This window comes from Pseudomonas petrae, assembly GCF_021728295.1.
Taxonomy (GTDB): Bacteria; Pseudomonadota; Gammaproteobacteria; order Pseudomonadales; family Pseudomonadaceae; genus Aquipseudomonas; species Aquipseudomonas petrae.
In genome coordinates this window covers 1-21,776 of the sequence record NZ_JAKJXE010000022.1, presented here as the reverse complement: position 1 = coordinate 21,776, position 21,776 = coordinate 1, and the positions used below count along the sequence as shown (strand labels likewise).

The following is a 21,776-nucleotide window of genomic DNA, read 5'->3' as shown; positions in this document are numbered from 1 at the left end:
CAACAAGCCCCCGCCGCGCAAACACTCTAGCGGCGTTATGGGATGGCGGTGTGTCAGTGACGACTCAGGTGCTGATACGATTTTCGCGGGCAAGCGCGCTTCTACAGTGGATGTGTGCTCGGCAGGGACTGTCTGGCGGTCCTCATACCAAGCGCCGTGCCGCGAAGCACCACGAAGCCCTGAAAGTTCCCGCCCCACGCCCTACCCGCACATAACATTTTCGCTAAGTAATAGTTACCCGGGTTTCATTTGCCCCTGCGGCCCATCGTTCCTAAAGTGGCTTCACCCCATCGAACTCGCCCAGCGCGGGAACGGTGAACCTCCACACCCAAGCCGGAGAAGGTCAAACGCCTGATCAGCTTTTAGCATTTTGTTTCTGTCGTTCGCTACGTCGTTGCTCCCGACGTGGTGCCTCCAAGCTCCAAACTTCAGCCGCTCCCCAGCGGCTTTTTTTTGCTCAGCATTTGCTGAATCCGATCTGCCATCTGCGCCGTATCAGTAACCGGGCGAGCGTGCAGCCGACCGCAAGCGCCGACATGCATAACATCACCCAGCAATCGCGCAACCTCTGTCATGTCCAGCGCGTCCATCCCTTGCCTGGTGATGAATTGCGTTCCCAGCCGCAACGCCTGATGCCCCGCGCGTGAAGGGTCAACGCAGGTCCCGATGAGAATCCCCTGAGCTTGCAACGCGTGCATCACCGCGCGCGGATCAGCATCAGGTGACAGCGGCAGCAAGAGTTGATGGGTGTGCACTTCGCTGCCATTAGCCCCTATGACAGGCAAACCGGCATCGACCAGCGCGCGATGCAGAGCCGCGCTGTTGCTGACGATGCCGGCAGCGTATTCGCGGCCACTCGCCTGGGCTTCGGTGAGGGTGACCGCCAGGGAGGGCAGTCGGCCGGCGTCGTAGTTGGCGAGCAGACGGGTGTCGAGCAGCTCGCTCAGGGCCAGGGCGTCCTCGGGGTCGCGGCCCAGCACCAAACCTTGCGGGCGGCCGGGCAGGGTTTTGTAAGTGGAGCTGCTGATGAGGTCGACGCCGACGTCAAACGGGTTGGGGTACGTGCCGCCGGCGATCAGGCCCAGCACGTGGGAGGCGTCGAACAGTGTTTTGGCGCCGATCGCGCGGGCGGCGCTGACCACCGGGGCGATGTCGTCGGCCTTGATCATGACGCTGCGTCCGAGCACGACGAGCCTGGGGCGTGTTTGGGTGATCATTTCTGCCGCGCGCGCTGCGTCGAGCTGGCAGTTGCGGCGGTCGAACGGCAAGTCTTCAACGATGAGACCTGCCGATTCTGCGGTGCCGCCACGGCGGTGGCTCAGATGCCCGCCGTGCTCGGCAGCGGGTGCCAGCACCTTGTCGCCTGGTCGGCAGTAGGCGTGGAAGATGGCCAGGTTGGCCAGGGTGCAACTGGCCAAGCGGACTTCGGTCCATGCCGCGCCGAACAGGGTCATGGCGGCGTGGCTGGTGAAGGTTTCAAGCTCGCTGACCAGTTCGGTGTCCGGCTGTTCTTTGTGGCCGGTGGGGCCCATCGCCGGGTAGGCGCTGAGCGCAGGGTTGTAGGCGGCCATGGCGCGGGCGCTGGGGAGGTTGGCGCCGGCATAGAGCATCAGGCGCTGGGTTTCCAGTTGCGGCAATCGGTCGGCGCAGGCGGCGAGCAAGGCATCGAGATCACGCGGCATGGTCGGCAGCTTCCTTAATGACGAATCATCGACGAATCGAATCCGGGTGCTCGGACTCATCCCTGACCAGCAGCATCAGGGCATCGCGCTTTTCCAGCAGGTGGTGGCGCAGGATGCTGCTCAGGCGCTTGCCGTCCCGGGCTTGCAGGGCTTCGATCATTTCTTCGTGGTCGTGCAGGGCGCGATCCCATTTCGGGGCCTGATGATTGGAGAGAAAGCGTAAGGCGTGGATGCGCCGGTTCAGCGACAGGTAGACCTGGCGCAGCGCCGAGTTGCGTGCGGCCAGGTTGATCAGGTCGTGGATGGCGCGGTTGCGCTGGTAGTAACCCGGCAGGTCGTTCTGGTTTTTGCTGACCACCATGGCGTAGTGCAGCGCCTTTATCTCTTCAATCTCCTGAGCGGTGATGCGTTCACAGGCCAGCTCCCCGGCGAAGGCCTCTATGCCGCTCATCAGTTCGAAGGTTTCGCGGATCTCGAGCTCCGACATGCGCGCGACGCTGGCACCACGGTTCGGGTTGATTTCGATCAGCCCTTCCACGGCCAGTACCTTCAACGCTTCGCGCAACGGCGTGCGGGAGATGCCGAGGGTTTCGCACAGCTCGCGCTCATTGAGCTTGGTGCCGGGTGCGAGCACGCCTTCAGTAATGAAGCCGCGCAGGTGATCGATGACGATGTCGTGCAGGCGCTGGCGTTCGACCTTGGGGATCAGTAGGGCGGCCGGTTGGTCGGTTATTTGTTCAAAATTTTGCATACAAAATCCTTATCGGACCCGCTCTGGCACCGAGTCCTTATTCGAAAATGCTCCAGTTCACTGGGAAGATTAGCGTAATTAGGCCGTTTGACACAGCATTGCCCTGTGCTAAGTTAATTTTGAATTCAAAATACCAAATTATAAAAAAACAAGGAGACACCGATGCTGAAGCTCGATTTCCATCCTGCCGGCCGCCATTTTCTGCAGATTCCGGGGCCTAGCCCGGTGCCGGATCGCATCCTTCGCGCGATGAGTTACCCCACCATTGACCACCGCGGCCCGGAGTTCGGCGAGCTGGGGCTCAAGGTGCTCGAAGGCATCAAGCAGATCTTCAAGACCGTGCATCCGGTGGTGATTTATCCCGCATCGGGCACCGGTGCCTGGGAAGCGGCGCTGTGCAACACCCTGAGTTCGGGCGACGAAGTGTTGATGTTCGAGACCGGCCATTTCGCGACGCTGTGGCAGAAGATGGCGCTGAGTCTCGGCCTCAAGCCGCAGTTCATCGGTCGGCCCGGTATTGAAGGCTGGCGCGGCGGCGTGGATGCGCAAATGATCGAAGACCATTTGCGGGCAGATGGCGCGCATCGCATCAAGGCCGTCTGTGTCGTGCACAACGAGACCAGCACCGGCGTGACCTCGGACATCGCTTCGGTGCGCAAGGCCATTGATGCGGCGGACCACCCTGCCCTGCTGCTGGTCGACACCATCTCCGGCCTGGCCTCCGCCGACTATCGTCATGATGAGTGGGGCGTGGACGTGACGGTGTCCGGCTCGCAGAAGGGCCTGATGCTGCCGCCGGGCATCAGCTTCAACGCGTTGTCGCCCAAAGCCATCGAGGCCAGCAAGCGCGCCGGTCTGCCGCGCAGTTTCTGGGCGTGGGACGAAATCATTGAAATGAACAAGACCGGTTACTGGCCGTACACGCCGAACACCAACTTGTTGTACGGATTGTCCGAAGCGCTGGACATGATCCTGGGCGAAGGCCTGGAAAACGTGTTCACCCGTCATAAACGTCTGGCAAAGGCCTGCCGCACCGCCGTGACGGCCTGGGGTCTGGAAATCCAGTGCGCCGACCCGAGCGTTTACAGCCCCGTACTCACCGGCGTGATGACGCCTGAAGGCATCGATGCCGACCAGGTGCGCAAGACCATTTACGAGCGCTTCGACATGTCCCTGGGCACCGGCCTGGGCAAGATGAAAGGCCGCATGTTCCGCATTGGCCACTTGGGCGACTGTAACGACCTGATGCTGATGGCCACCCTGACCGGCTGCGAAATGGGCCTGCAAATGGCGGGCGTAAAACTTCAGTCCAGCGGTGTTCTGGCCGCGATGGATTACCTGGGAGGGCAATCAGTGCCGCTGCGACGCGGCTGACGCGTAGGCCCCGCCCCGCCCAGCTGCGGCACACCCGCAGCTTTGTTTGACACATCTCACTATCCCGAATCATCGCGTTGTCAGCGAACACAATAAGAAACTGGAGATAGCACATGAAGTTTTTACGTCTGCGCCCCACCACGGTGGTGCTGTTCATGCTGTGCGCCATGTATTTCATTACGTACCTGGACCGTGTCAATGTCAGCACCGCCGCGGTCGGTTTCGGTAAAGAGTTCAACCTGAGCAAAACCGAGATCGGCATCGTCTTCTCCGCCTTCGCTTATCCCTACCTGATCTTCCAAATCATCGGCGGCTGGGTCAGCGACCGATTCGGCGCCAAGCGAACACTGGTGGTGTGCGGATTGATCTGGGCCAGCGCCACGGTGCTGACCGGTCTGGCCGGCGGCTTCGTCTCGCTGATCGTCGCGCGGATCCTCCTCGGCCTAGGTGAGGGCGCCACCTTCCCGGCTGCAACGGCCGCAATGTCACGCTGGATCCCCAAGGAAAAACGCGGTTTCGCCCAAGGCATCACTCACGCCTTCGCCCGTCTCGGTAATGCGTTGGCGCCGGCAGCGATGATTGCGGTGATGGCCACGTACGGCTGGCGCGAATCGTTTTATGTCTGCGCGGCCACCAGCTTCGTCTGGGTCATCTTGTGGATGGCGGTGTTCACCGAGCACCCGAAAGACCACCCGCGCATCTCGAAACAGGAACTGGACACCCTGCCGCCGCCGAAAGTTAAGTCTACCGTCGTGCTGCCATGGGGACGCCTGTTCAAGCGCATGGCCCCTGTCACGATCGTTTACTTCTGCTACGGCTGGACGCTGTGGCTGCTGCTCAGTTGGGTGCCGATGTACTTCATGAACATGGGCCTGGATTTGAAGGGCACGGCGATTTTCGCGTCTACCGTGTTCTTCGGCGGCGTGGTCGGCGACACCCTGGGCGGCATTGTCAGCGACCGCATTTATGCGCGCACCAAGGATCTGAACAAGGCGCGCAGCCTGATGGTTGCCGTGTGTCTGGGGCTGACGCTGCTGTCGCTGGTGCCGTTGATGTTCACCAAGGACATGCACATTTCCCTGGCCTGCCTGGCGATCGGGTTTTTCTTCTCCGAGATGACCATCGGCCCGATGTGGGCAATTCCGATGGACATCGCGCCCGACCATTGCGGCACCGCGAGCGGCATGATGAACACCGGATCGGCCATGGCCGCCATCGTCAGCCCGGTGGCCGCCGGTCTGTTGATCGACAAGTTTGGCAACTGGCAGCTGCCGTTTCTGGTCAGCATTGTTCTACTGGCGATTGGCGTCGTGCTGTCGTTCCGCATGAAGCCGCAGAACAAGTTTGACTATGGGCAGCCGGCTGCGCCGCTGACACCGAGTGCGGAACCGGCGCCGGTGGTCAGTAAATAAAGCCACAACGGGAGCCGCCTTCGGGCGGCGTTCTGATCCATAAAGCTTCAGCCCGGCACCTGCAATCGAGCCACTTCAACGGAGCACCCTTTTGGACACTGCCACCCAACCCTCGCGCCTGGCGCAACTGATTGTCGATGCGCAGAACAAGCGCAGCCTGTTAGGCGAGCTGGAATTCGACCTGAACCCGACAGACCGCGACGCGGCGTACCTCACCCAACAGAAAATCCTGCGCTTGCGTGGCGTTGAGGCGGGCGGCTGGAAGATCGGTTCGAAGTCCACGGACGGGCCGATTCAGGGCTCGCCGCTGCCCCGCGACTGCCTGTTCCCGTCGACTGGCACACTGGACCGCAGCGTCTATCCGCCAGTGGGTCTGGAGCTGGAAATCGCCTTCCGTTTCAACCGCAACTTCAGCCCGCGGGATGAGGCGTACAGCGACGAGGAAGTGATGGCGAACATCGGCGAAATGGCGGCGACCATCGAGGTCGTCTCCAGCCGGTTTGCGGCCTGGCCGAAGATCGAGCCGCTGACGCAATTGGCCGACTTGCTGAACCACGGTGCCTTGGTGGTGGGTGATTTTGTACCCTACGATGCGTCCTTTCCCTTCGTTGAACCGACGCTTTCGTTCACGGTGAATGGCGAGAGCATTGTGCCGTCGAAAGTCGCCAATCCGGCAGGCGATCCGCGTCGGCTGTTGCCGTGGCTGGTCAACCATCACACCCTTAATGGACTGCCGTTGCCCGAAGACTTCGTGATCACCACGGGGTCTTACACCGGCATGCACTTCGCCCAGGGCATGGCTGAGGTGCTGGGGCAGATCAATGGGCTGCCGCCTGTATCTCTCACGCTGGCTTGATCCTGCAACCGGTGTCATAGAAAAAACCCGCCGATTTGGCGGGTTCTTTTTTGCTGTGAAGCTTTTAGTCAGGACGACGGACATACGACCGGTAAACCGGCTGCCAGAAGTCTTTCTCGATGGCCGCTGACAAGGCTTCTTCCGATTGCGGCGGCGCCACACTGTCGCGCTGGGCCGCCATGCCGACAGCGAACGCGATGCGCTTGCTGACCGCCTGAACATCCCGCAACGGCGGCAGCATCTGCCCTGCCGCCGCGCACTCAGCCAGCGCCTGTGCCGACGCCATCAGCATGCCGTCGGTGACGCGGGTGGCTTTGCTGGCAATAGCGCCAAGGCCAATGCCGGGGAAGATGTAGGAGTTATTGCACTGCGCGATAGGAAAGGTTTTGCCAAGCACCTCAATGGGCAGGAACGGACTGCCCGTGGCCACCAGCGCTTGCCCGTCGGTCCATTGCAGAATGTCCTTGGGGTGCGCTTCGATCTGCGAGGTCGGGTTAGAGAGCGGCATGATGATCGGCTGCGGGCAGTGGCTGTGCATGGTCTCGACGATCTGCTGGGTGAACAGTCCGGCCTTGCCCGACACGCCAATCAGCACGGTGGGTTTGGCGTTGCTGACCACCTCATGCAACGAGGGCCAGTCGGCGCTGAAGTCCCAGTCTTTCAACGATTCGCTGGAATGGGCCAGGCGCTGTTGGAAGTCGTAGAGGTCCGGCTGGCGATCGGTGAGCAGGCCTTTGCTGTTCAGCAGAAACACCTGACTGCGGGCCTGGTCTTCGCTCAATCCTTCGAGCTGCATGGCGGCGATGATCTGCTCGGCGATCCCACAACCCGCTGACCCGGCGCCTACAAACGCGACTGTCTGATCGGACAAGCGCTGGCCCTTCATCTTGCAGGCGGCCAGCAGCGTGCCGACGGTGACTGCGGCAGTGCCCTGAATGTCGTCGTTGAAGCAGCAAAGCTGATCGCGAAAGCGCGCCAGCAGCGGCATGGCATTGGTCAGCGCGAAGTCTTCGAACTGCAGAATGGCTTCCGGCCAACGACGCTGGACGCCCTCCACGAATGCCTGCACGAACGCATCATATTCAGCGCCGCGAACACGCTCCTGCCCGCGGCCGAAGTACAGCGGATCCGCCAGCAGCGCCGGATTGTTGGTGCCCACGTCGAGCACCACCGGGAGTGTGTAAGCCGGGCTGATGCCACCGCACGCGGTGTACAACGACAATTTGCCGATGGGAATGCCCATGCCGCCGACGCCCTGATCGCCGAGGCCGAGAATGCGCTCGCAGTCACTGACGACGATGACTTTGACGTTGTCTTTGGTGACGTTGTTGAGGATTTCGTCGATGCGGTCTTTGTCGGCGATGCTGATGAATAAGCCGCGATGGCTGCGGTAGATGCGGGAAAATTCCTGGCAGACTTTGCCGACGGTGGGGGTGTAGATGATCGGCAGCATCTCGTCGAGATGGTCGTCGACGACGCGGTAGAACAGCGTTTCGTTCGAGTCCTGGATCGAGCGCAGGAGGATATGTTTGTCCAGATCGGTCGTGCAGGCCTGGTATTGGTGATAGGCGCGGCTCGCCTGCTGTTCGATGGTTTCGACGCGTTCGGGGAGCAGGCCCTGCAGGGCCAGGGCTTCACGCTCGTCGAGGCTGAACGCCGTGCCTTTGTTGAGAAGTGGGGTGCCCAACAATGTGGGACCGGCGAAAGGGACTTGCAAGGCGCGATCAGTGGCATGGGTCATGTCTGTCTCCTGTGCTTATTGTATTTTGAATTCAATGTACACCTTTGGCCTGGAAAGCCAACGTGTGGATGAAAATCTGAGGCGCCAGGACGGGCGCTTTCCCGGCTGAAGCCGGTCCCACTAAACACCGCGTACACCCAGGGAATTGGCTTATGCCGCATACCCTGTGGGACCGGCTTTAGCCGGGAAGGCGTCAGATGTCACGCTGCAAATCTTATGGCGTACACACTGGCCTGTTCCCGGCTGAAGCCGGTCCTACGTAAATACCGCGTTCGCCCCTGGGACCGGCATTAGCGAGTCCCACTGACACCATCGCCCCCACGACTATCAACCTGCCATCACCCTCTGGCAAAATGCCGGACCTATGTAGGAATCATCCCCAGGAGTGGTCGGAATGCGCTTGTTCAGTTTAAGAACCCTGCTGGTCTGCACCGCCTTGGCTGCATGCCTGGGCATGGTCGGCGCGCAGGCCGCGACCAAAGCCAAACCCGCGCCGAAACCTTCTGGGCAAAAAGTCGCGATGCTCGGCGGCAAATTCGCCTTCACCCTGCCGAAGGACTACGTCAAAGGCCCGATGGAAGAGATCGACGCCAAAGCCAGGGCCGCAGGCGTGACCGGCTCGCTGTACATGAACAAGCCGGCCAAGCGCGTGGTGATCATCACCGAAGCGCCGTTGCCCAATGACCAGAAGGTCGGCGCCAACGACAAGCAAACCCTCGACGGCATCATCGCCGACACGCTGCAACAGCAGCAGTCGAGCTACAAGGATTTCAAGAAGCTGGGCGAGAAGAAGATCGTACGAAAAGGCCTTGGCATGCGTCAGCTGGATATCTCAGGCAGCGTAGACGGCGGCCGGGTGTTGAGCACGACGATTACAGCGGCCTACGGTAAACGCACGGCGATGGTGAACGTGATCTCCCTGGCGAAAGATGCCAAGGCCCATGCCGAGGTGGTGAAGGGTGTGACCGGCGGGAAGTGAGGGTTGCTGCTCTTTCGGCAGCGATTGCAGCCGGAAAAGCAGCGATATCCGATCTACCTTCGTCAGACGCCGGTGGACAGCCACAAGAGGTGATTTACTCCGGCAACGTCAGTTTGGTCCCGCCCGGATGCGCTTTGATGACGCTGTACGGCAAGACCGACCATTCGGGACTTTCACACGCGCGCATCACCCGGGCGAAGGACGGGCCGAAAGCGATGCCTTTTTCGGTGAAGTACCACGACGGAAATTCCCAGACCGATGGGTCGGTATAGTCGCAGTCGTCTTCGGTAGCAGGCGCTTGCATGTCTGCAGGGTGCGCGGCCTTCAGTTGATCGACGAGCCAGGGGGCAAAGGCTTTGCCGCGATAGTCCGAATACGTGTCGAAACTCGTGCCACCTTCTTCATCACGTTCGTAGTGAAACGGCGCCCCCTTGCCGACCCACACCACATCTTCCAGCGTTAAGGCCTTCCCGGTGCTGGCATCCAGATTAAGCGGCGAGTCGCCGAAGTCCGGGTGCGCGCCGCCGCAATCGTAATCGGTGAAGACGCTCAGGCTGACGATGCCGGGCGTCAGCAAGTGCGGCGTGACCGTCTGGGCAAAATCACCGCCGTTGCGACTGGCGTTGAGCATGCACTGGTTGTAGCTGACAACCTCCTGCCACAAGCGCGAGCGCAACTGCTGATTGATACGTGCGGCCTGCTCCGGTGAGTAACCCGACGTGATTTCAAACATCGAGACGCCCGACTCCGGCTCGGCCCACCACTGCAGCGTGTGGCCCATGAACGTGGCTTTTTTATCCGCCTTGAGCGTCAGGTGCGTGAGCCGCAGGTAGTCGTACGCCGACTGTTTGTAGATATCCTGCCAACCCGGTTCGGCGGAAGCATCCGGTGCGGTGATGGCGTGTTCGGCCAGTTGCACCTTGTAGGACTTGCCCTTGCTGCTCCAGTCCCCGGTCCAGCTCGCATCCGGATTTTTATGAAGGACCAGCTTCGGCAACTTGGCTTCGTCGTCGTAGCTCAAGCCCTCAGTGAGCGTCAGATCATTGCCCTTCGAGGTGCCGGAAAGCGGCAGGTCCTTGTGGTACTTCTCGTAGAAATACCGGCCCGTCACGTCTTCGGCGCTGGTGAGATCCAGCTCGACGACGATGGGCGATTTACCCAAGGTGCCTGTCAGAACATGGACCGCATTCTCGGCGTGCAGGGTGAATGGCGCCATCAGCGCAGTGAGGCAGGTGATACGCAAAACGGAGAGAGAAACAGGCATCAGACGTCCCTTGTGATGATGCTAACGAGCTGGGGCGGTAATCTCGCGAATCGCGGAGCGTCTGGCAAGGGCCAGCCGTGTTTTCCTCACAGCGTGACCGCGCACTCACCGCCTGCCCTCAACCGCCATTCGCACCGCAAACCCGAACAACACCGTGCCCATCAGCCAGCGCTGCACCGTCGCCCAACCGGGCTTCTGCGTCAGAAACACTGCGATGGAGCCCGCCGCCATAGCGACGATGGCGTTGACGCTCAGGCTCACCAGAATCTGCGCACTGCCCAATACGAGCGACTGACCGAGCACGCTGATACCGCTGCCGAGGGTAATGAACTGCGGCAACAGCGACAGGTAGAGCACCGCCACTTTGGGATTGAACAGGTTGGTCATCAGGCCCATCAGGAACAGCTGCCGGTTGCTGTCCTGCGGCAGTGCCTTGACCTGAAACGGCGAGCGACCGCCCGGTTTCACGGCCTGCCAGGCGAGGTACAGCAAATACACGGCACCCGCCATGCGCAGCGTGTCATAGGCATAGGGGACCGCCATTACCAGGCCGGTGATGCCAAACGCCGCGCACAGCATGTAGAAGATAAAGCCGACCGCTACGCCGCCGAGGGAGATCAGACCCGCCTTGCGCCCTTGTGAGATGGATCGCGAAATAACGTAAATCATGTTCGGCCCTGGGGTCAGCACCATGCCGAGGGCGATGAGGGAAAAAGCGATGAGGTTAGAGAGTTCGGGCATCGGAGCCTCCTGCCGCCGTGACGGAATGCACATTCGGACCGCGCCGAATTGCAGCCCTATTTCAGCCAACCTGTGCGGAACGGTCTATACACAGATGGCCGAAAAACACGGCATGACAGACAACACCCGTCACTCATCCAAACGGCACCTGCATCCCCGCACTCTTCAGCAACAGCTGGCGTGAATTATTTATCCAATAGTGGCTAAAGGCTCTTCCCAGCATCGCCGTCGGCGAGCGACACTCGGAGCGTTGATCGTGACCAATGTTGCAGTCGGGATGCTGCGTTATAACCCGGTGAAGCGCTATGAACACTTCGGTGCAAAAAGGTCTCTCCTTCGCCAGACGCATGTACCTGCCGCGCAGCATTGGCCTGGGCATTGGCTTCTTCGCGGTGGCAGCGGCGCTGTACCCTTCCCATCCGCCGATCTGGATGTGGATCGCCATGATCGTCCACGGATACGGCTGGCCGCACATAGCCTACCAACTGGCCAAACGTTCACATCAGCCATACGCCGCCGAGCGCCGCAACCTGATCTACGACTCTCTGGGCGGCGGCTTCTGGGCGGGAGCGATGGGAATCAGCCCGCTGCCCACCGTGACGGTGCTGTCGATGATGGCGATGAACAACATCGCGTCCGGTGGTTTGCGTCTGTTTGTGCTGGGTTCGCTGGCGCAGGTAGCGGGAGCGCTGGTGGCGTACAAGATGTTCCTGCCGGTGTTGTTCCCCCACGTCACCCAGCTGCAGGTATTCGCCTGCCTGCCCATGCTGGTGATCTACCCGATGGCCATCGGGCTGGTCTGTTATCGCGTCGCCGTGCAGCTGTCCAGAAGCAAGAAAGCGCTGGAAAAACTCAGCACCACCGACAGCCTCACCGGCCTCATGAACCACGGCGCGTGGAAGGATCGACTGGCGCTGGAATTCGATAAATGCCAGACGCTCAATCGCCAGCACAGCGTGGCATTGATCGACATCGATCACTTCAAAGCCATCAACGACACCTACGGCCACATCACCGGCGACAACGTGCTCAAGCAGTTGAGCAACGCGCTGTCCGCCAGCCTGCGACAGACCGATCTGGCCGGCCGTTACGGCGGCGACGAATTCTGCGTCATCCTGCCCGACACCACCCTGACCCAGGCGATCGAGATACTCGAACGCCTGCGCCGCACGGTTCATGACCACGCCCACTCGGCCCTCCCCGATCTCAAGCTGAGCCTGAGCATCGGCGTCGCGGCGTACGGCACGCACCAGACCGACGCCGGCCTGTGGCTGCACGAAGCCGACATGGCGCTGTATGACGCAAAAAGCGCCGGGCGCAATCGGGTCACTTCGGCGCAGCCATCCAGCAAGGTTTGCACGCGCGAGGGCGCGGCGCTGGGGTGAGTCAACGACGTAATTGAGGTCAGGAAGATTCGCTATTCGCTGCAGGCCATGGCGTCGGTTGGCACCTGAACCTGCTTGAGCAGATCAAGGGGCGTCATGCGTGTCAGCAGCTTGTGCAGGCTGTCGCCCAATATCAGCGGCCCATACAGCCCTTCTTCCCGGTCCAGATGCGTTTGCTGCACGTCGCGGTAGGCCTCGGGGTAAATGCTTTTTTCGATCGGCAGCAGCCGGTCGTAGTGCTCGAGCAAGCCGCGAAAGACGATGCGCCGCTCCGTGACGCCGCGGGTGGTGGCGATGAGTTTGATGAAGAAATCCGAGTCGCTCTGGCGCATGGCTTCGTACGCGGCGTATCGCTCCGCCAGGGTGTATGCGCCGGTCTCGTTGAACACCACGCAACACAGGTCCTGACGCGAGCGTGAGCCGAAGGGGTTGTTGGTCGCGCGCCGGCGGTTGCTCTGCGCCAGCGCGAAGGCCACCGCCCGTTCGGCCTCGTTCATACGGTCCGCGCTGCCCAGGCTGGAGAGGTCATCCAGCGCGGGGGCCTGACGCCCCAGTCGCTCGACCTCCGCGCTGAAGGTGGCAAACACGCCATGAGGCCCGAGCCATTGATTGTGCAGCTCGCTCAACTGGCCTCGGGACAGTTGGCTTTGCTCATCGACCAATTGCTGAAACGCGGTTGAGGCGTCCACATTGAAGTTTGCATCGATGCGCTGTTGCTTCAAGGGCTCAGACGTTGCGATTTGAATGGTCATCAATTCCATCCTTATTATTCATCATTATTATGGGTGCGCCATGGCGAGCACTTTTATTGAAGAAATCAAAGTACTGACAGCGAAGTCGCGATTCAAAAAGCCGCGCATTGAGAAACAAACGTCACCACAGCAAATCACACTGACGACGCATTAGAAGTTTGGTTATCACATTGGGTTAATTATGCACTTACCGCTCAACGGAACAATCCGTCAGATGTAGGGGTGTGAGCAGTTTTTTCTTTCGCGGCGCTGTGATGTGCAGCGCAATGAGCTGTGCTCGGTTTCTCACCTCGTTCTTTCGCAGCAATGCTGAAACGTGGTCGCGGGCCGTGTAATCACTGATCCCCAGCCGTTGCGCGATGTCCTTGTTGGTATGCCCCTGCAGCAACAGAAGCAGGACTTCCTGCTCTCGGGGAGTGACTTTATTCAACCGCTTACGCTTGCGTTCTTCTTCCAACATTGGCCCTCAACCGTCTCCGCGACTGGCCGACCCCTGGCATTACATCTGCCAGGGACGCGACATTGTTCTTATTGATATTTAAGTTTTAACGCCTGAAGCATTCACACAGTCAAGCCCGGCTAATAACCGTTCAAGAACAAGTAAACTTTCCTACAGATATTTGCGAAGCATCCCTACTCAATCGCGCAGACAAACAATTCGAACACGACCCAAATGCAGGCCGTGTGGGTATATAAAAGCGGGTCAGTTGTATAGACAGGGACAATAAACACTGCAAATGATAATTACAATCATCTGTTACAAAACAGCGGATCAATTCGTTTGAAACGGCACGGACTGGATTCGCGCCATCGAGTGAAGACAGGGGCGCCGTTGCAGCGCCCCTCCCTTTTCAGTTTCCAGCCTGCACTACCCGCGGATCATCGACCTGCATGCCCTTGCGCAGGCCAAAGAACATGGCCGTCACCAGACCGACCGCGCCCATGATCACGCAATAGCCGACGCACACCCATGGGCTCCACGGCATCAAGGCGATCAGCGCCAGCGGCGTGGTGCTTGCCCACAGCGCGTAGCTGATGTTGTAGGTCAGCGAGATGCCGGAGACGCGAATGTTCGCCGGGAACAGTCCGACCATGACCGAAGGCACGACGCCGACAATCCCGCAGGCCAGGCCGGCAACCGCATAAGCGAGGCTCAACGGCAGCCAGTGACTGACCAGACTGGCGTAGAGCACGCCGACGCCGACAGGCAGCAACAGGCTGTAAAGCACCACGCCACGCCAGGCGCCCATGCGATCGACCAGCATGCCGGCCAACACGCAGCCGATGTTGAGGAAAACGATGCCAACGCTGCTCAGGGCGAACGTGTCGCTGGGGCTCATGCCGAAGCGCTGCTGCATCACCGTGGGCGTGATGACCACCAGCGTGACAACAGCGGAAGTCAGCACGCAGGTCAGCAACGCAGCTGGCAGCAGAGATTGCCGGTGCTGGCGCAGGACAGCGCGCAGCGGCAGTTCAGTCGTCTCCGCCCGTTGAGCGTGCATCGCCATGAACACCGGCGTCTCGCTGAGCCAGCGTCGCAGCCACACGCCGATGACGCCGAAGACACCGCCCAGCAGAAACGGTATGCGCCACGCGTAATCGAGGATTTCCGCGTGGCTGAACACTTTCGCCAGCCAGGTCGCTGTCAGTGCACCGATAAGGTAGCCGAAGGTCAGCCCGGCTTGCAGAACGCCCAGCGCATAACCGCGATGGCCCTTCGGCGCATGCTCGGCGACGAACACCCAGGCGCTCGGCACTTCGCCACCAACCGCCGCACCCTGAAGGATGCGCAGCGCCAGCAGGATGAGCGGTGCCCAGTAGCCGATTTCGGCATAGGTCGGCATCACGCCGATCAGCAGACAGGGCAGCGCCATCATCAGGATGCTGAGGCTGAACACGCGCTTGCGACCCAGCTTGTCGGCGAAGTGCGCCATCAGAATGCCGCCCAGCGGGCGCGCCAGGTAGCCGGTGACGAAGATGCCGAAGCTTTGCAGCAGGCGCAGCCACTCGGGCATTTCCGGCGGGAAGAACAGCTGACTGAGCGTCAGGGCGAAAAATACAAAAATGATGAAATCGTAGATTTCCAGCGCCCCACCCAGTGCCGCCAAGCCAAGGGTTTTGTAGTCTCCCCGGCTGATGGGTTGTGGGCGTGGTCGAAGAATGGCTGTCATGAAAGACCCCAAATCACAGGTTGAAACGCACTTGGGTGCGACAAAGGCGCGCAGGATAACAAAGCTGACGGCTTGCGGGCGGATCGCTGACGGCTGACGCGTTTCAGCGGCTGATTTAAAAATTCACCGTCGCCGAAACCCGCGCCGTACGCGGTGCACCGAGGAACAGGTAATCGTCCCCCAGGTATTCGCCCGCGTCCCGCCAGTAGCGCTTGTCGAAGAGGTTGTCGACGGTCAGGCGCAAGACCGTGTCGTAGCCCTCGATTTTCGTGCTGTAGCGGCTGCCCGCGTTGAACACCGCGTAATCATCGACTTTCACCGAGCCTTCGCGGTTGGCGAACTTGCTGGAGCTGTATTGCACGCCACCCAACAGCGCCAAACCTTGAATCGGCAACGCGTAATCGGCTGACAGGCTGCTGCGGAATTTGGGCACGTTGATCGCCTGATGATCTTCGTAAGCCGCGGTGCCGCTGTGTTCAACCCGCGCGCGAATGGCCGCGACGCTGGCCGACACCTGCAGCTGCGAGGTGACGTAGCCATTGGCGCTCAGCTCGACGCCGGTGTTTTTCTGCTGGCCCTGCTGGACGAAGGTCAGGCTGCCGTCGTCGTTGGGTCTGGAATACTGATAAGCCTGGCGGGTCTGGAATACGGCAGCGGTGAAACTCATGCGGCGCCAGTCGTATTTGAGCCCGGCTTCCAGTTGACGAGAGATCGTCGGCGCGAGGATTTCCCCGATATTGCTGTCGAACACCGACGCCGTTCCACCCAGGGACAGCCCTTTGCTGTAGCTCGTGTACAGCGAAACGTTGTCGATCGGCTTGTAGATCAGCGCGGCCTGGGGCAGGAAGATCGAGCGCTCGGTGTGACGGTTCTCGCTGCCCTCCTCGTTGTAGGCCTTTTCATCGAGCTTTACTTCACGCCCGCCGATCACCGTCTGCCAATGCTCGTTGAAACTGATGCGGTCGGTGGCGAAAAGCCCGTACTGGCGGCTGTCCAGGCGCCGTTCGGTGTGGCCCACGGACAGGTCCGACGGTGCGAAGGTGTCCGGCGTCTCGTGAATGTTGCCGGAACCTACGTATTCGCTGAAATACGGCCGGGTGTCGACCGTGCGCCGGAACGCGCTGCTGCCGAACGTCAGCTCATGCTTGAGCCAGCCGGTGTCGAACAGGCCGGTCATCGACGCTTCGACTTCATCGTTGCGTCGCGTGTCGTCCGGGCTGCGGAAATCGTAGATGTCGTAACCGCCGCTTGGCGTGAAATGCCCGGTCAACGGCTCGGCAGGGCAGTCGCTCTGGTAATAGCAGCCGTAGGCGAAAGCGCTGTAGTCGTCGATGACCACGCGGCTGCGTGACGCGCTTAGGCTGGCTTTCCAGTCGTCGCTGAGGCGGTATTCGTAACGGCCGGTCATGTTCAGCGAGTCGATGCCCACCGGGTTCGAGCCACTTTGATAGCCCAGCAATTTGCGCGGCGAAGCGTCGTGGGGCAGCTCGGTGCCGCCCAGCAGCTGATAGCCCGGCACCGAGCGCTGCTCTTTGGTCTGGTATTCGACGTCGAGCTGCAGGGTGGATTGGTCGTTGATGTTCCAGTCGAACGCCAGCGAGGCAAAATCGCGCTGGCCATTGGCGTGCTCGACGTAAGAGCGAATGTCCTCATGGGCAACGTTGGCGCGCAGGCCGAATTGCTTCTCGCTGCCAAACCAGCCGCCGACGTCCGTGGCGATGTAGCGCTCGCCGTGCTCGTTGGTCGAGACGGTCACCGAGCGCACGTCTTCCGGGCGTTTGGTCTTGTAATTGATCACGCCCGCCGGCTCGGACACGCCGCTCTGCAGGCCCGACAGCCCCTTGAGCAGCTCGACCTGTTCCTTGTTTTCCAGCGCCACATTCTGCTCGCCGGTAATGCTGCGCCCGTTGATGCGGTAGCTGTTGGCTGCGTTCAGCGAGAAGCCGCGCACGACGAAATTCTCGTAATAGCCCACCGGCGCATAGCTGTCGCCCACCGAGGCATCGTTGCGCAGGACATCGCTGAGCAGCTTGGCCTGCTGGTCCTTCAGCCGCTCGGCGGTGAACACCGATATCGACGCCGGCGTATCGCGCAGCGGCGCTTCGCTGAACCCGCCAACCGACGCGCCACTCGCCTGATAGATCGACTCCTGCTCCCCGGTCACCCGCAGCGCATCCAGCGTCACCGGCTCGGCGTCCTGGGCCGCCAGCCACGGCGAAGCGAAAGCGATACTCAGCGGCAACAGCCGACGGGTGAAACCGGCAGCGGGACGGGACGAGGTGATCATCGGCGGGTGAATTCCTGGTGATGGGCAGTCGGGCAGCGAGATACGCAGGCCAGTTCAGCGGCGCCTCTTTTACGTTCTGCGCGGAGTTTTTACAACCGGGATTGGTGTGGAATTCGGTGTGCAGGTGATTCTTGCAGGACCGGCTTCAGCCGGGAAGACTGCGGCACTGATGAGAGAGATGCGTCGAATGTACTGGCCCCTTCCCGGCTAAAGCCGGTCCCACAGTCCATTCTGGCCGACATAGCGCTGTTGAAGGAACGAGCTTTTGTAGGACCGGCTTCAGCCGGGAAGGCTGCGGCACAGACGAAACAAATGCGTCTGATGTACCGGCCCTTCCCGGCTGAGGCCGGTCCCACAGTCCATTTCTGGCGGACATAGCATTTTTGAGCGGGACGAGCTTTTGTGGGACCGGCTTTAGCCGGGAAGGCTGCGTCACTGACGAAGCGGTAAGCCAAACGTACCGCCCTTTTCCAGGCTGAAGCCGGTCCCACAGTCCATTTCTGGCCGACATAGCAATTTCGAATGGGACGAGCTTTTGTAGGACCGGCTTCAGCCGGGAAGACTGCGGCATTGGCGAAACAACTGCGTCGAATGTAACGGCCCCTTCCCGGCTGAAGCCGGTCCCACAGTCCATTTCTGGCGGACATAGCATTTTTGAGCGGGACGAGCTTTTGTGGGACCGGCTTTAGCCGGGAAGGCTGCGGCATTGGCGAAACAACTGCGTCGGATGTACCGGCCCCTTCCCGGCTGAAGCCGGTCCTACAAGATGCCGTTAGCCAGGCGTTTTCGCGATAATTTCAAAGCGGGGCTACTGCTCCACTTTCAAGCCCACCTTCAGCAGCTTCCCGTTATCCTCATCCGTCAGCACATACACGTACCCATCCGGCCCTTGTCGCACGTCGCGAATGCGGGACTTGAGCTCGCCCAGCAAACGCTCTTCATGCACGACTTTGTCGTCCTTCAGTTCCAGACGGATCAGCTCCTCGGACGCCAACGCGCCGATGAAAACGTTGTGGTCCCACGCCTTGAACGTGCTTGCGTCGTAGAACGCCATGCCGCTGACGCCCGGGGATTTCTCCCATACGTGGAAGGGGTTTGTCACGCCTTCGACTATCTTGCCCTTGGACTCGGAAATCGGCTCGCCGCTGTAGTCGATGCCGAATGTCGAGATCGGCCAGCCGTAATTGCCGGCGCGTTCGATGATGTTGATTTCGTCACCACCACGCGGGCCGTGCTCGTTGGTCCACAGCGTGCCGGTCCAGGGGTTGAGCGCGGCGCCCTGTTGATTGCGGTGACCGTAGCTCCAGATTTCCGGCCGCACGTTTTGCTGGCCGACAAAGGGGTTGTCTTTGGGCACGGTGCCGTCGGGGTACAGGCGCACGACCTTGCCCTGGAGCTTGTCGAGGTCCTGAGCCGTGGCTCGGTCGTTGTTTTCACCCAGCGCGATGAACATGTAGCCGTCTCGATCAAAGACGATGCGCGAGCCGAAGTGGTTGCCCACCGACAGTTTCGGCTGCTGCTGGAAGATACGGGTGAAGCCTTCCAGTTGGGTCATGTCTTCCGAGAGCCTTGCGCGCCCCGCCGCAGTGCCGCCGGTTTTACCGTCGCTCGCGGCCTCGGAGTAGGTCAGGTACACCATGCGGTCCTTGGCGAAATCCGGCGACAGCTCGACATCCAGCAAACCGCCCTGCCCTTGCACCCAGACCTTCGGCACGCCGGAGATGGGCGCCGACAATTTGCCGTCAGGCGTCACCCGACGCAGGTTGCCCGTACGCTCGGTGACCAACATGCCCTGAGAGTTCGGCAAAAACGCAACCGCCCACGGATGCTGCAGCCCGCCGACGACTTCATCGACTGTCAGCGTGCCATTCTCGCTCTGGTAGGTCGCGGCAGTCGCCTGCACGGACAAGCCCAGGAATGCGGAGGCGCATAAGGTCGCTAACAGGGTCTTGCGCAGGGCTTTGGTACGCAACATAGGCGATTCCTTGTGAAATGGACGGGATGCTGGCAGTGGTTTCAGTTGCTGCGGCGTTCGGCATCGCCGCCAGGCCGAGCGGGTTGTTGCCGGGTCGGATAACCATTGCCGATGCCACCGTTTTCAAGGGTGGGCGGACGTGTCTGGCCCGGTCCGAAGTTAGGTCCGAGATTCGGGCCACCGACACGCGGCGCGATGGACTCGGTGCCCTGACGGCTGTTGGGGTTGGCGCGGCGCACGGCGCCGTTGTCGGGAACGTTGATCGAGCGGCTCGGGTAACCGGCAGCCGCCAGCAGCGGCGGCGAGTGCGCGGTGTGATCATCGGCCTGCGCCAGGCCAGCGGACAACAGCCCGCCGAGCAAGACGACGGCGAGGCGTCGCGGAAAACTGTTCATCATTTACCTTCTGTGGGATGGGTAACGATTCCAGTGTTTGATGGCGATCGAGCGCGTAGGTTCGCGCTGTGACGGTGGATGAGCAACGTGTAGGACCTTTCGGTTTGTAACAAGAATAGTCGGCGGGCATCGCGCAAGAGACAGATTGGACAGGCCATTCGATGTCGTAGGGTCACATAATCCCTGTAGGAGCGCGCTTGCCCGCGAAGGCGTTGGGTCAGATTGCATCCTCGGCACGGACACACCGCGTTCGCGGGCAAGCGCGCTCCTACACATGTGCGGCGCGGCTGCATGGGGAGGCAGGACACGACACCTCGTCGCCCGCTGCACAAATCTTCCAGACCTGCCGTAAGCTGCGCGATAACGTAGCTGCAACGGACTGCCCACCCGCACCGCCCAAGACTTCCAACCTGCACAGCCCAATCAGCGAGGCCCTCGATGTCCGACCGCAACTGGATCGAGCTCAAGCAGGACGCCGTGTCCGGCATCGAGACGGTGCGCGCGCATTTCGAGGGCCATGCCTACGATCCGCACTGGCACGACAGTTATCTGGTGGGCATCACCGAACAGGGTCTGCAGCAGTTCAATTGCCGTCGACAGCAGCACAACAGCACGCCGGGCAAGGTGTTTCTGCTCGAGCCGGGCGACATCCACGACGGGACTGCCCCGGAAGCGGACGGCTTCACTTACCGCACGTTGTACCTGGACCCGCGCTGGCTGGACCGGGAATTGCGGGCGCAGTTTGAAGAAGCGCCGGACAACGCCCAACTGAGCTTCGCGGCGACACTGGCGGAAGACCCGCGCCTCGCCATCGCGACGGCCAGCGCCTTCGAAGCGATGCACCACGACGAGCTGCGCATTGTGCGCCAGACCGCGCTGGACCACCTGCTCGCCAATCTGACCAGCCACTTGCGCTGGCGCACCCTGATCAGCCCCGATCCGCGTCTGCCACTGGTGGCGCAACGGGCACGTGATTACCTGCACAGCCATTTGCATCAGGACATCGGCCTGGACGATCTGGCGCAGGTGACCGGCGTTGACCGTTTCCGCCTGAGCCGCGCGTTCAAGGCCGCGTTCGGCCTGGCGCCCCATGCCTACCTGATCCAACTGCGCCTGACCCGCGCCCGTCATCTGCTGGCGCGGGGCGAGGCGCCTGTCAGCGTCGCGGCTGCCCTGGGTTTCGCGGATCAGAGCCACCTGGGCCGCTGGTTCCAGCGCGCCTATCGCATGGCCCCGGCGGACTACCGCCGACGCTGCTCAATTGTTCCAGACTGACCGCCCACGGCGCGTCGATCATTGCTCCACGATCAATGACCGCCGAGTGGCCTTATGCAAACCGTCCTGCCCTTTTTGCTGTTCGCCTTCGTCGCTTCCATCACGCCCGGGCCGACGAACATTCTGGTGCTGACCAACAGCTCGCGCTATGGCCTGCTCCGCACGCTGCCGATTGTCCTCGGAGCCTGCGCCGGTGCCGCGTTGCTGGTGCTGGTGGTCGGCACCGGGCTGGGCGATGTGCTGACGCGGCATCGGCAGGTGCAAACGCTCATGTCATGGGTCGGCATCGCCTGGCTGACCTGGCTGGCGTGGCAGATCTTCAGCGCGCCCGCCGAAGCGATCGACCCGACGCAACCCCGCAGCGGTCCGGCCCTGGGCCTGTGGGGCGCGGCAAGCCTGCAACTGGTCAACCCGAAAACCTGGATGATGGCGCTGGCCGTCGTCAGCGTGTTCGCGGGCACCGACGCCGACCGTATGCTGCGGGTAATGTGGCTGTCGCTGGCGTTCTTCCTGGTGTCGATACCGTGCATGAGTGCCTGGGCGTACCTGGGCGTCAGCGCCGCGAAATTCTGCCGTTCTGCGCAGAGCATGAAGCGCTTCAATCAGGCGATGGCGGTGTTGTTGCTGGTGTCGGCTTGGTTGACGTTGGTGGTGTGAAGCGCGGGCCGCAACAGTGCTCGGTCAACTGGCCGTGATTTAATGCGGGCTGACTCCCTGATCCGGACTGACGATGGCT

18 protein-coding genes are annotated in these 21,776 nt (G+C 61.2%); 7 read left to right on the top strand and 11 right to left on the bottom strand.

The genetic code is table 11. The annotated features are described in order from the left end of the window. Positions 1–428: 428 nt before the first annotated feature. Both L4G42_RS25035 and L4G42_RS25030 read right to left on the bottom strand, forming a co-directional pair. Positions 429–1,682, bottom strand: coding sequence for a glycine hydroxymethyltransferase (locus tag L4G42_RS25035; RefSeq protein WP_237260023.1), 1,254 nt, complete (start codon positions 1,680–1,682; stop codon positions 429–431). A 25-nt stretch (positions 1,683–1,707) separates the two neighbouring features. Beyond that, a complete protein-coding gene (locus tag L4G42_RS25030; RefSeq protein WP_237260022.1) occupies positions 1,708–2,433 on the bottom strand; it encodes a GntR family transcriptional regulator in 726 nt (241 codons plus the stop codon). A 162-nt stretch (positions 2,434–2,595) separates the two neighbouring features. Between L4G42_RS25030 and L4G42_RS25025 the strand changes: the two genes are divergently transcribed. From L4G42_RS25025 to L4G42_RS25015, 3 genes are all read left to right on the top strand, one after another. Continuing rightward, complete coding sequence (locus L4G42_RS25025; RefSeq protein WP_237254386.1) at positions 2,596–3,807, top strand: pyridoxal-phosphate-dependent aminotransferase family protein; 1,212 nt, start codon at positions 2,596–2,598, stop codon at positions 3,805–3,807. 113 nt (positions 3,808–3,920) lie between these two features. After that, complete coding sequence (locus L4G42_RS25020; RefSeq protein ID WP_237254387.1) at positions 3,921–5,219, top strand: MFS transporter; 1,299 nt, start codon at positions 3,921–3,923, stop codon at positions 5,217–5,219. 91 nt (positions 5,220–5,310) lie between these two features. Continuing rightward, positions 5,311–6,075: a 2-keto-4-pentenoate hydratase gene (locus L4G42_RS25015; protein ID WP_237260021.1), complete on the top strand. Its 765-nt coding sequence runs from the start codon at positions 5,311–5,313 to the stop codon at positions 6,073–6,075. Between the two features lie 64 nt (positions 6,076–6,139). Here the strand turns inward: L4G42_RS25015 and L4G42_RS25010 are convergent, their stop codons facing one another. After that, positions 6,140–7,816 carry an NAD-dependent malic enzyme gene (locus L4G42_RS25010; protein ID WP_237260020.1) on the bottom strand — a complete coding sequence of 559 codons (1,677 nt, stop codon included), beginning with the start codon at positions 7,814–7,816 and terminating at the stop codon, positions 6,140–6,142. Between the two features lie 394 nt (positions 7,817–8,210). Here L4G42_RS25010 and L4G42_RS25005 point away from each other — a divergent pair, with 394 nt between their 5' ends. Beyond that, positions 8,211–8,795: a DcrB/PsbP domain-containing protein gene (locus tag L4G42_RS25005; protein ID WP_237254390.1), complete on the top strand. Its 585-nt coding sequence runs from the start codon at positions 8,211–8,213 to the stop codon at positions 8,793–8,795. 94 nt (positions 8,796–8,889) lie between these two features. Here L4G42_RS25005 and L4G42_RS25000 read toward each other — a convergent pair whose 3' ends face one another. After that, positions 8,890–10,059, bottom strand: a complete 1,170-nt coding sequence (locus tag L4G42_RS25000) for a hypothetical protein (protein WP_237254391.1) — start codon at positions 10,057–10,059, stop codon at positions 8,890–8,892. A gap of 105 nt (positions 10,060–10,164) precedes the next feature. Then, positions 10,165–10,800 (bottom strand): LysE family translocator, encoded by a 636-nt coding sequence (locus L4G42_RS24995; RefSeq protein WP_237254392.1) that lies wholly within the window; start codon positions 10,798–10,800, stop codon positions 10,165–10,167. Between the two features lie 305 nt (positions 10,801–11,105). Between L4G42_RS24995 and L4G42_RS24990 the strand changes: the two genes are divergently transcribed. Further along, positions 11,106–12,185 carry a diguanylate cyclase gene (locus L4G42_RS24990; RefSeq protein ID WP_237254393.1) on the top strand — a complete coding sequence of 360 codons (1,080 nt, stop codon included), beginning with the start codon at positions 11,106–11,108 and terminating at the stop codon, positions 12,183–12,185. A 32-nt stretch (positions 12,186–12,217) separates the two neighbouring features. Here the strand turns inward: L4G42_RS24990 and L4G42_RS24985 are convergent, their stop codons facing one another. The 6 genes from L4G42_RS24985 to L4G42_RS24960 form a co-directional block, all read right to left on the bottom strand. Continuing rightward, positions 12,218–12,937, bottom strand: a complete 720-nt coding sequence (locus L4G42_RS24985; protein WP_237254394.1) for a hypothetical protein — start codon at positions 12,935–12,937, stop codon at positions 12,218–12,220. A 187-nt stretch (positions 12,938–13,124) separates the two neighbouring features. Beyond that, positions 13,125–13,397 (bottom strand): LuxR C-terminal-related transcriptional regulator, encoded by a 273-nt coding sequence (locus L4G42_RS24980; RefSeq protein ID WP_237254395.1) that lies wholly within the window; start codon positions 13,395–13,397, stop codon positions 13,125–13,127. A 391-nt stretch (positions 13,398–13,788) separates the two neighbouring features. Continuing rightward, complete coding sequence (locus L4G42_RS24975; protein ID WP_237254396.1) at positions 13,789–15,108, bottom strand: MFS transporter; 1,320 nt, start codon at positions 15,106–15,108, stop codon at positions 13,789–13,791. Positions 15,109–15,223: 115 nt separating this feature from the next. After that, positions 15,224–17,395: a TonB-dependent siderophore receptor gene (locus L4G42_RS24970; protein WP_237260019.1), complete on the bottom strand. Its 2,172-nt coding sequence runs from the start codon at positions 17,393–17,395 to the stop codon at positions 15,224–15,226. An 808-nt stretch (positions 17,396–18,203) separates the two neighbouring features. Continuing rightward, on the bottom strand, positions 18,204–19,370 hold the full coding sequence (locus L4G42_RS24965) for a PQQ-dependent sugar dehydrogenase (RefSeq protein WP_237254398.1): 1,167 nt from the start codon (positions 19,368–19,370) through the stop codon (positions 18,204–18,206). A 41-nt stretch (positions 19,371–19,411) separates the two neighbouring features. After that, positions 19,412–19,765: a hypothetical protein gene (locus tag L4G42_RS24960; protein WP_237254399.1), complete on the bottom strand. Its 354-nt coding sequence runs from the start codon at positions 19,763–19,765 to the stop codon at positions 19,412–19,414. Between the two features lie 438 nt (positions 19,766–20,203). On the opposite strand from L4G42_RS24960, the gene L4G42_RS24955 reads away from it, so the two are divergent. Together L4G42_RS24955 and L4G42_RS24950 are read left to right on the top strand one after the other, a co-directional pair. Next, positions 20,204–21,040 carry an AraC family transcriptional regulator gene (locus L4G42_RS24955; RefSeq protein WP_237254400.1) on the top strand — a complete coding sequence of 279 codons (837 nt, stop codon included), beginning with the start codon at positions 20,204–20,206 and terminating at the stop codon, positions 21,038–21,040. A gap of 54 nt (positions 21,041–21,094) precedes the next feature. Then, complete coding sequence (locus L4G42_RS24950; RefSeq protein WP_237254401.1) at positions 21,095–21,697, top strand: LysE family translocator; 603 nt, start codon at positions 21,095–21,097, stop codon at positions 21,695–21,697. The last annotated feature ends 79 nt before the right edge of the window (positions 21,698–21,776 follow it).

Excerpts from the sequence above, each read along its gene's own strand:
- L4G42_RS24965 (WP_237254398.1), bottom strand. The coding sequence starts at position 19,370 with ATGTTGCGTACCAAAGCCCTGCGCAAGACCCTGTTAGCGACCTTATGC.
- L4G42_RS24960 (WP_237254399.1), bottom strand. The coding sequence starts at position 19,765 with ATGAACAGTTTTCCGCGACGCCTCGCCGTCGTCTTGCTCGGCGGGCTG.
- L4G42_RS25030 (WP_237260022.1), bottom strand. The coding sequence starts at position 2,433 with ATGCAAAATTTTGAACAAATAACCGACCAACCGGCCGCCCTACTGATC.
- L4G42_RS24990 (WP_237254393.1), top strand. The coding sequence starts at position 11,106 with ATGAACACTTCGGTGCAAAAAGGTCTCTCCTTCGCCAGACGCATGTAC.
- L4G42_RS25035 (WP_237260023.1), bottom strand. The coding sequence starts at position 1,682 with ATGCCGCGTGATCTCGATGCCTTGCTCGCCGCCTGCGCCGACCGATTG.
- L4G42_RS24970 (WP_237260019.1), bottom strand. The coding sequence starts at position 17,395 with ATGATCACCTCGTCCCGTCCCGCTGCCGGTTTCACCCGTCGGCTGTTG.
- L4G42_RS24980 (WP_237254395.1), bottom strand. The coding sequence starts at position 13,397 with ATGTTGGAAGAAGAACGCAAGCGTAAGCGGTTGAATAAAGTCACTCCC.
- L4G42_RS25025 (WP_237254386.1), top strand. The coding sequence starts at position 2,596 with ATGCTGAAGCTCGATTTCCATCCTGCCGGCCGCCATTTTCTGCAGATT.
- L4G42_RS25020 (WP_237254387.1), top strand. The coding sequence starts at position 3,921 with ATGAAGTTTTTACGTCTGCGCCCCACCACGGTGGTGCTGTTCATGCTG.
- L4G42_RS24985 (WP_237254394.1), bottom strand. The coding sequence starts at position 12,937 with ATGACCATTCAAATCGCAACGTCTGAGCCCTTGAAGCAACAGCGCATC.
- L4G42_RS25005 (WP_237254390.1), top strand. The coding sequence starts at position 8,211 with ATGCGCTTGTTCAGTTTAAGAACCCTGCTGGTCTGCACCGCCTTGGCT.
- L4G42_RS24950 (WP_237254401.1), top strand. The coding sequence starts at position 21,095 with ATGCAAACCGTCCTGCCCTTTTTGCTGTTCGCCTTCGTCGCTTCCATC.
- L4G42_RS25000 (WP_237254391.1), bottom strand. The coding sequence starts at position 10,059 with ATGCCTGTTTCTCTCTCCGTTTTGCGTATCACCTGCCTCACTGCGCTG.
- L4G42_RS24975 (WP_237254396.1), bottom strand. The coding sequence starts at position 15,108 with ATGACAGCCATTCTTCGACCACGCCCACAACCCATCAGCCGGGGAGAC.
- L4G42_RS24955 (WP_237254400.1), top strand. The coding sequence starts at position 20,204 with ATGTCCGACCGCAACTGGATCGAGCTCAAGCAGGACGCCGTGTCCGGC.
- L4G42_RS25010 (WP_237260020.1), bottom strand. The coding sequence starts at position 7,816 with ATGACCCATGCCACTGATCGCGCCTTGCAAGTCCCTTTCGCCGGTCCC.
- L4G42_RS24995 (WP_237254392.1), bottom strand. The coding sequence starts at position 10,800 with ATGCCCGAACTCTCTAACCTCATCGCTTTTTCCCTCATCGCCCTCGGC.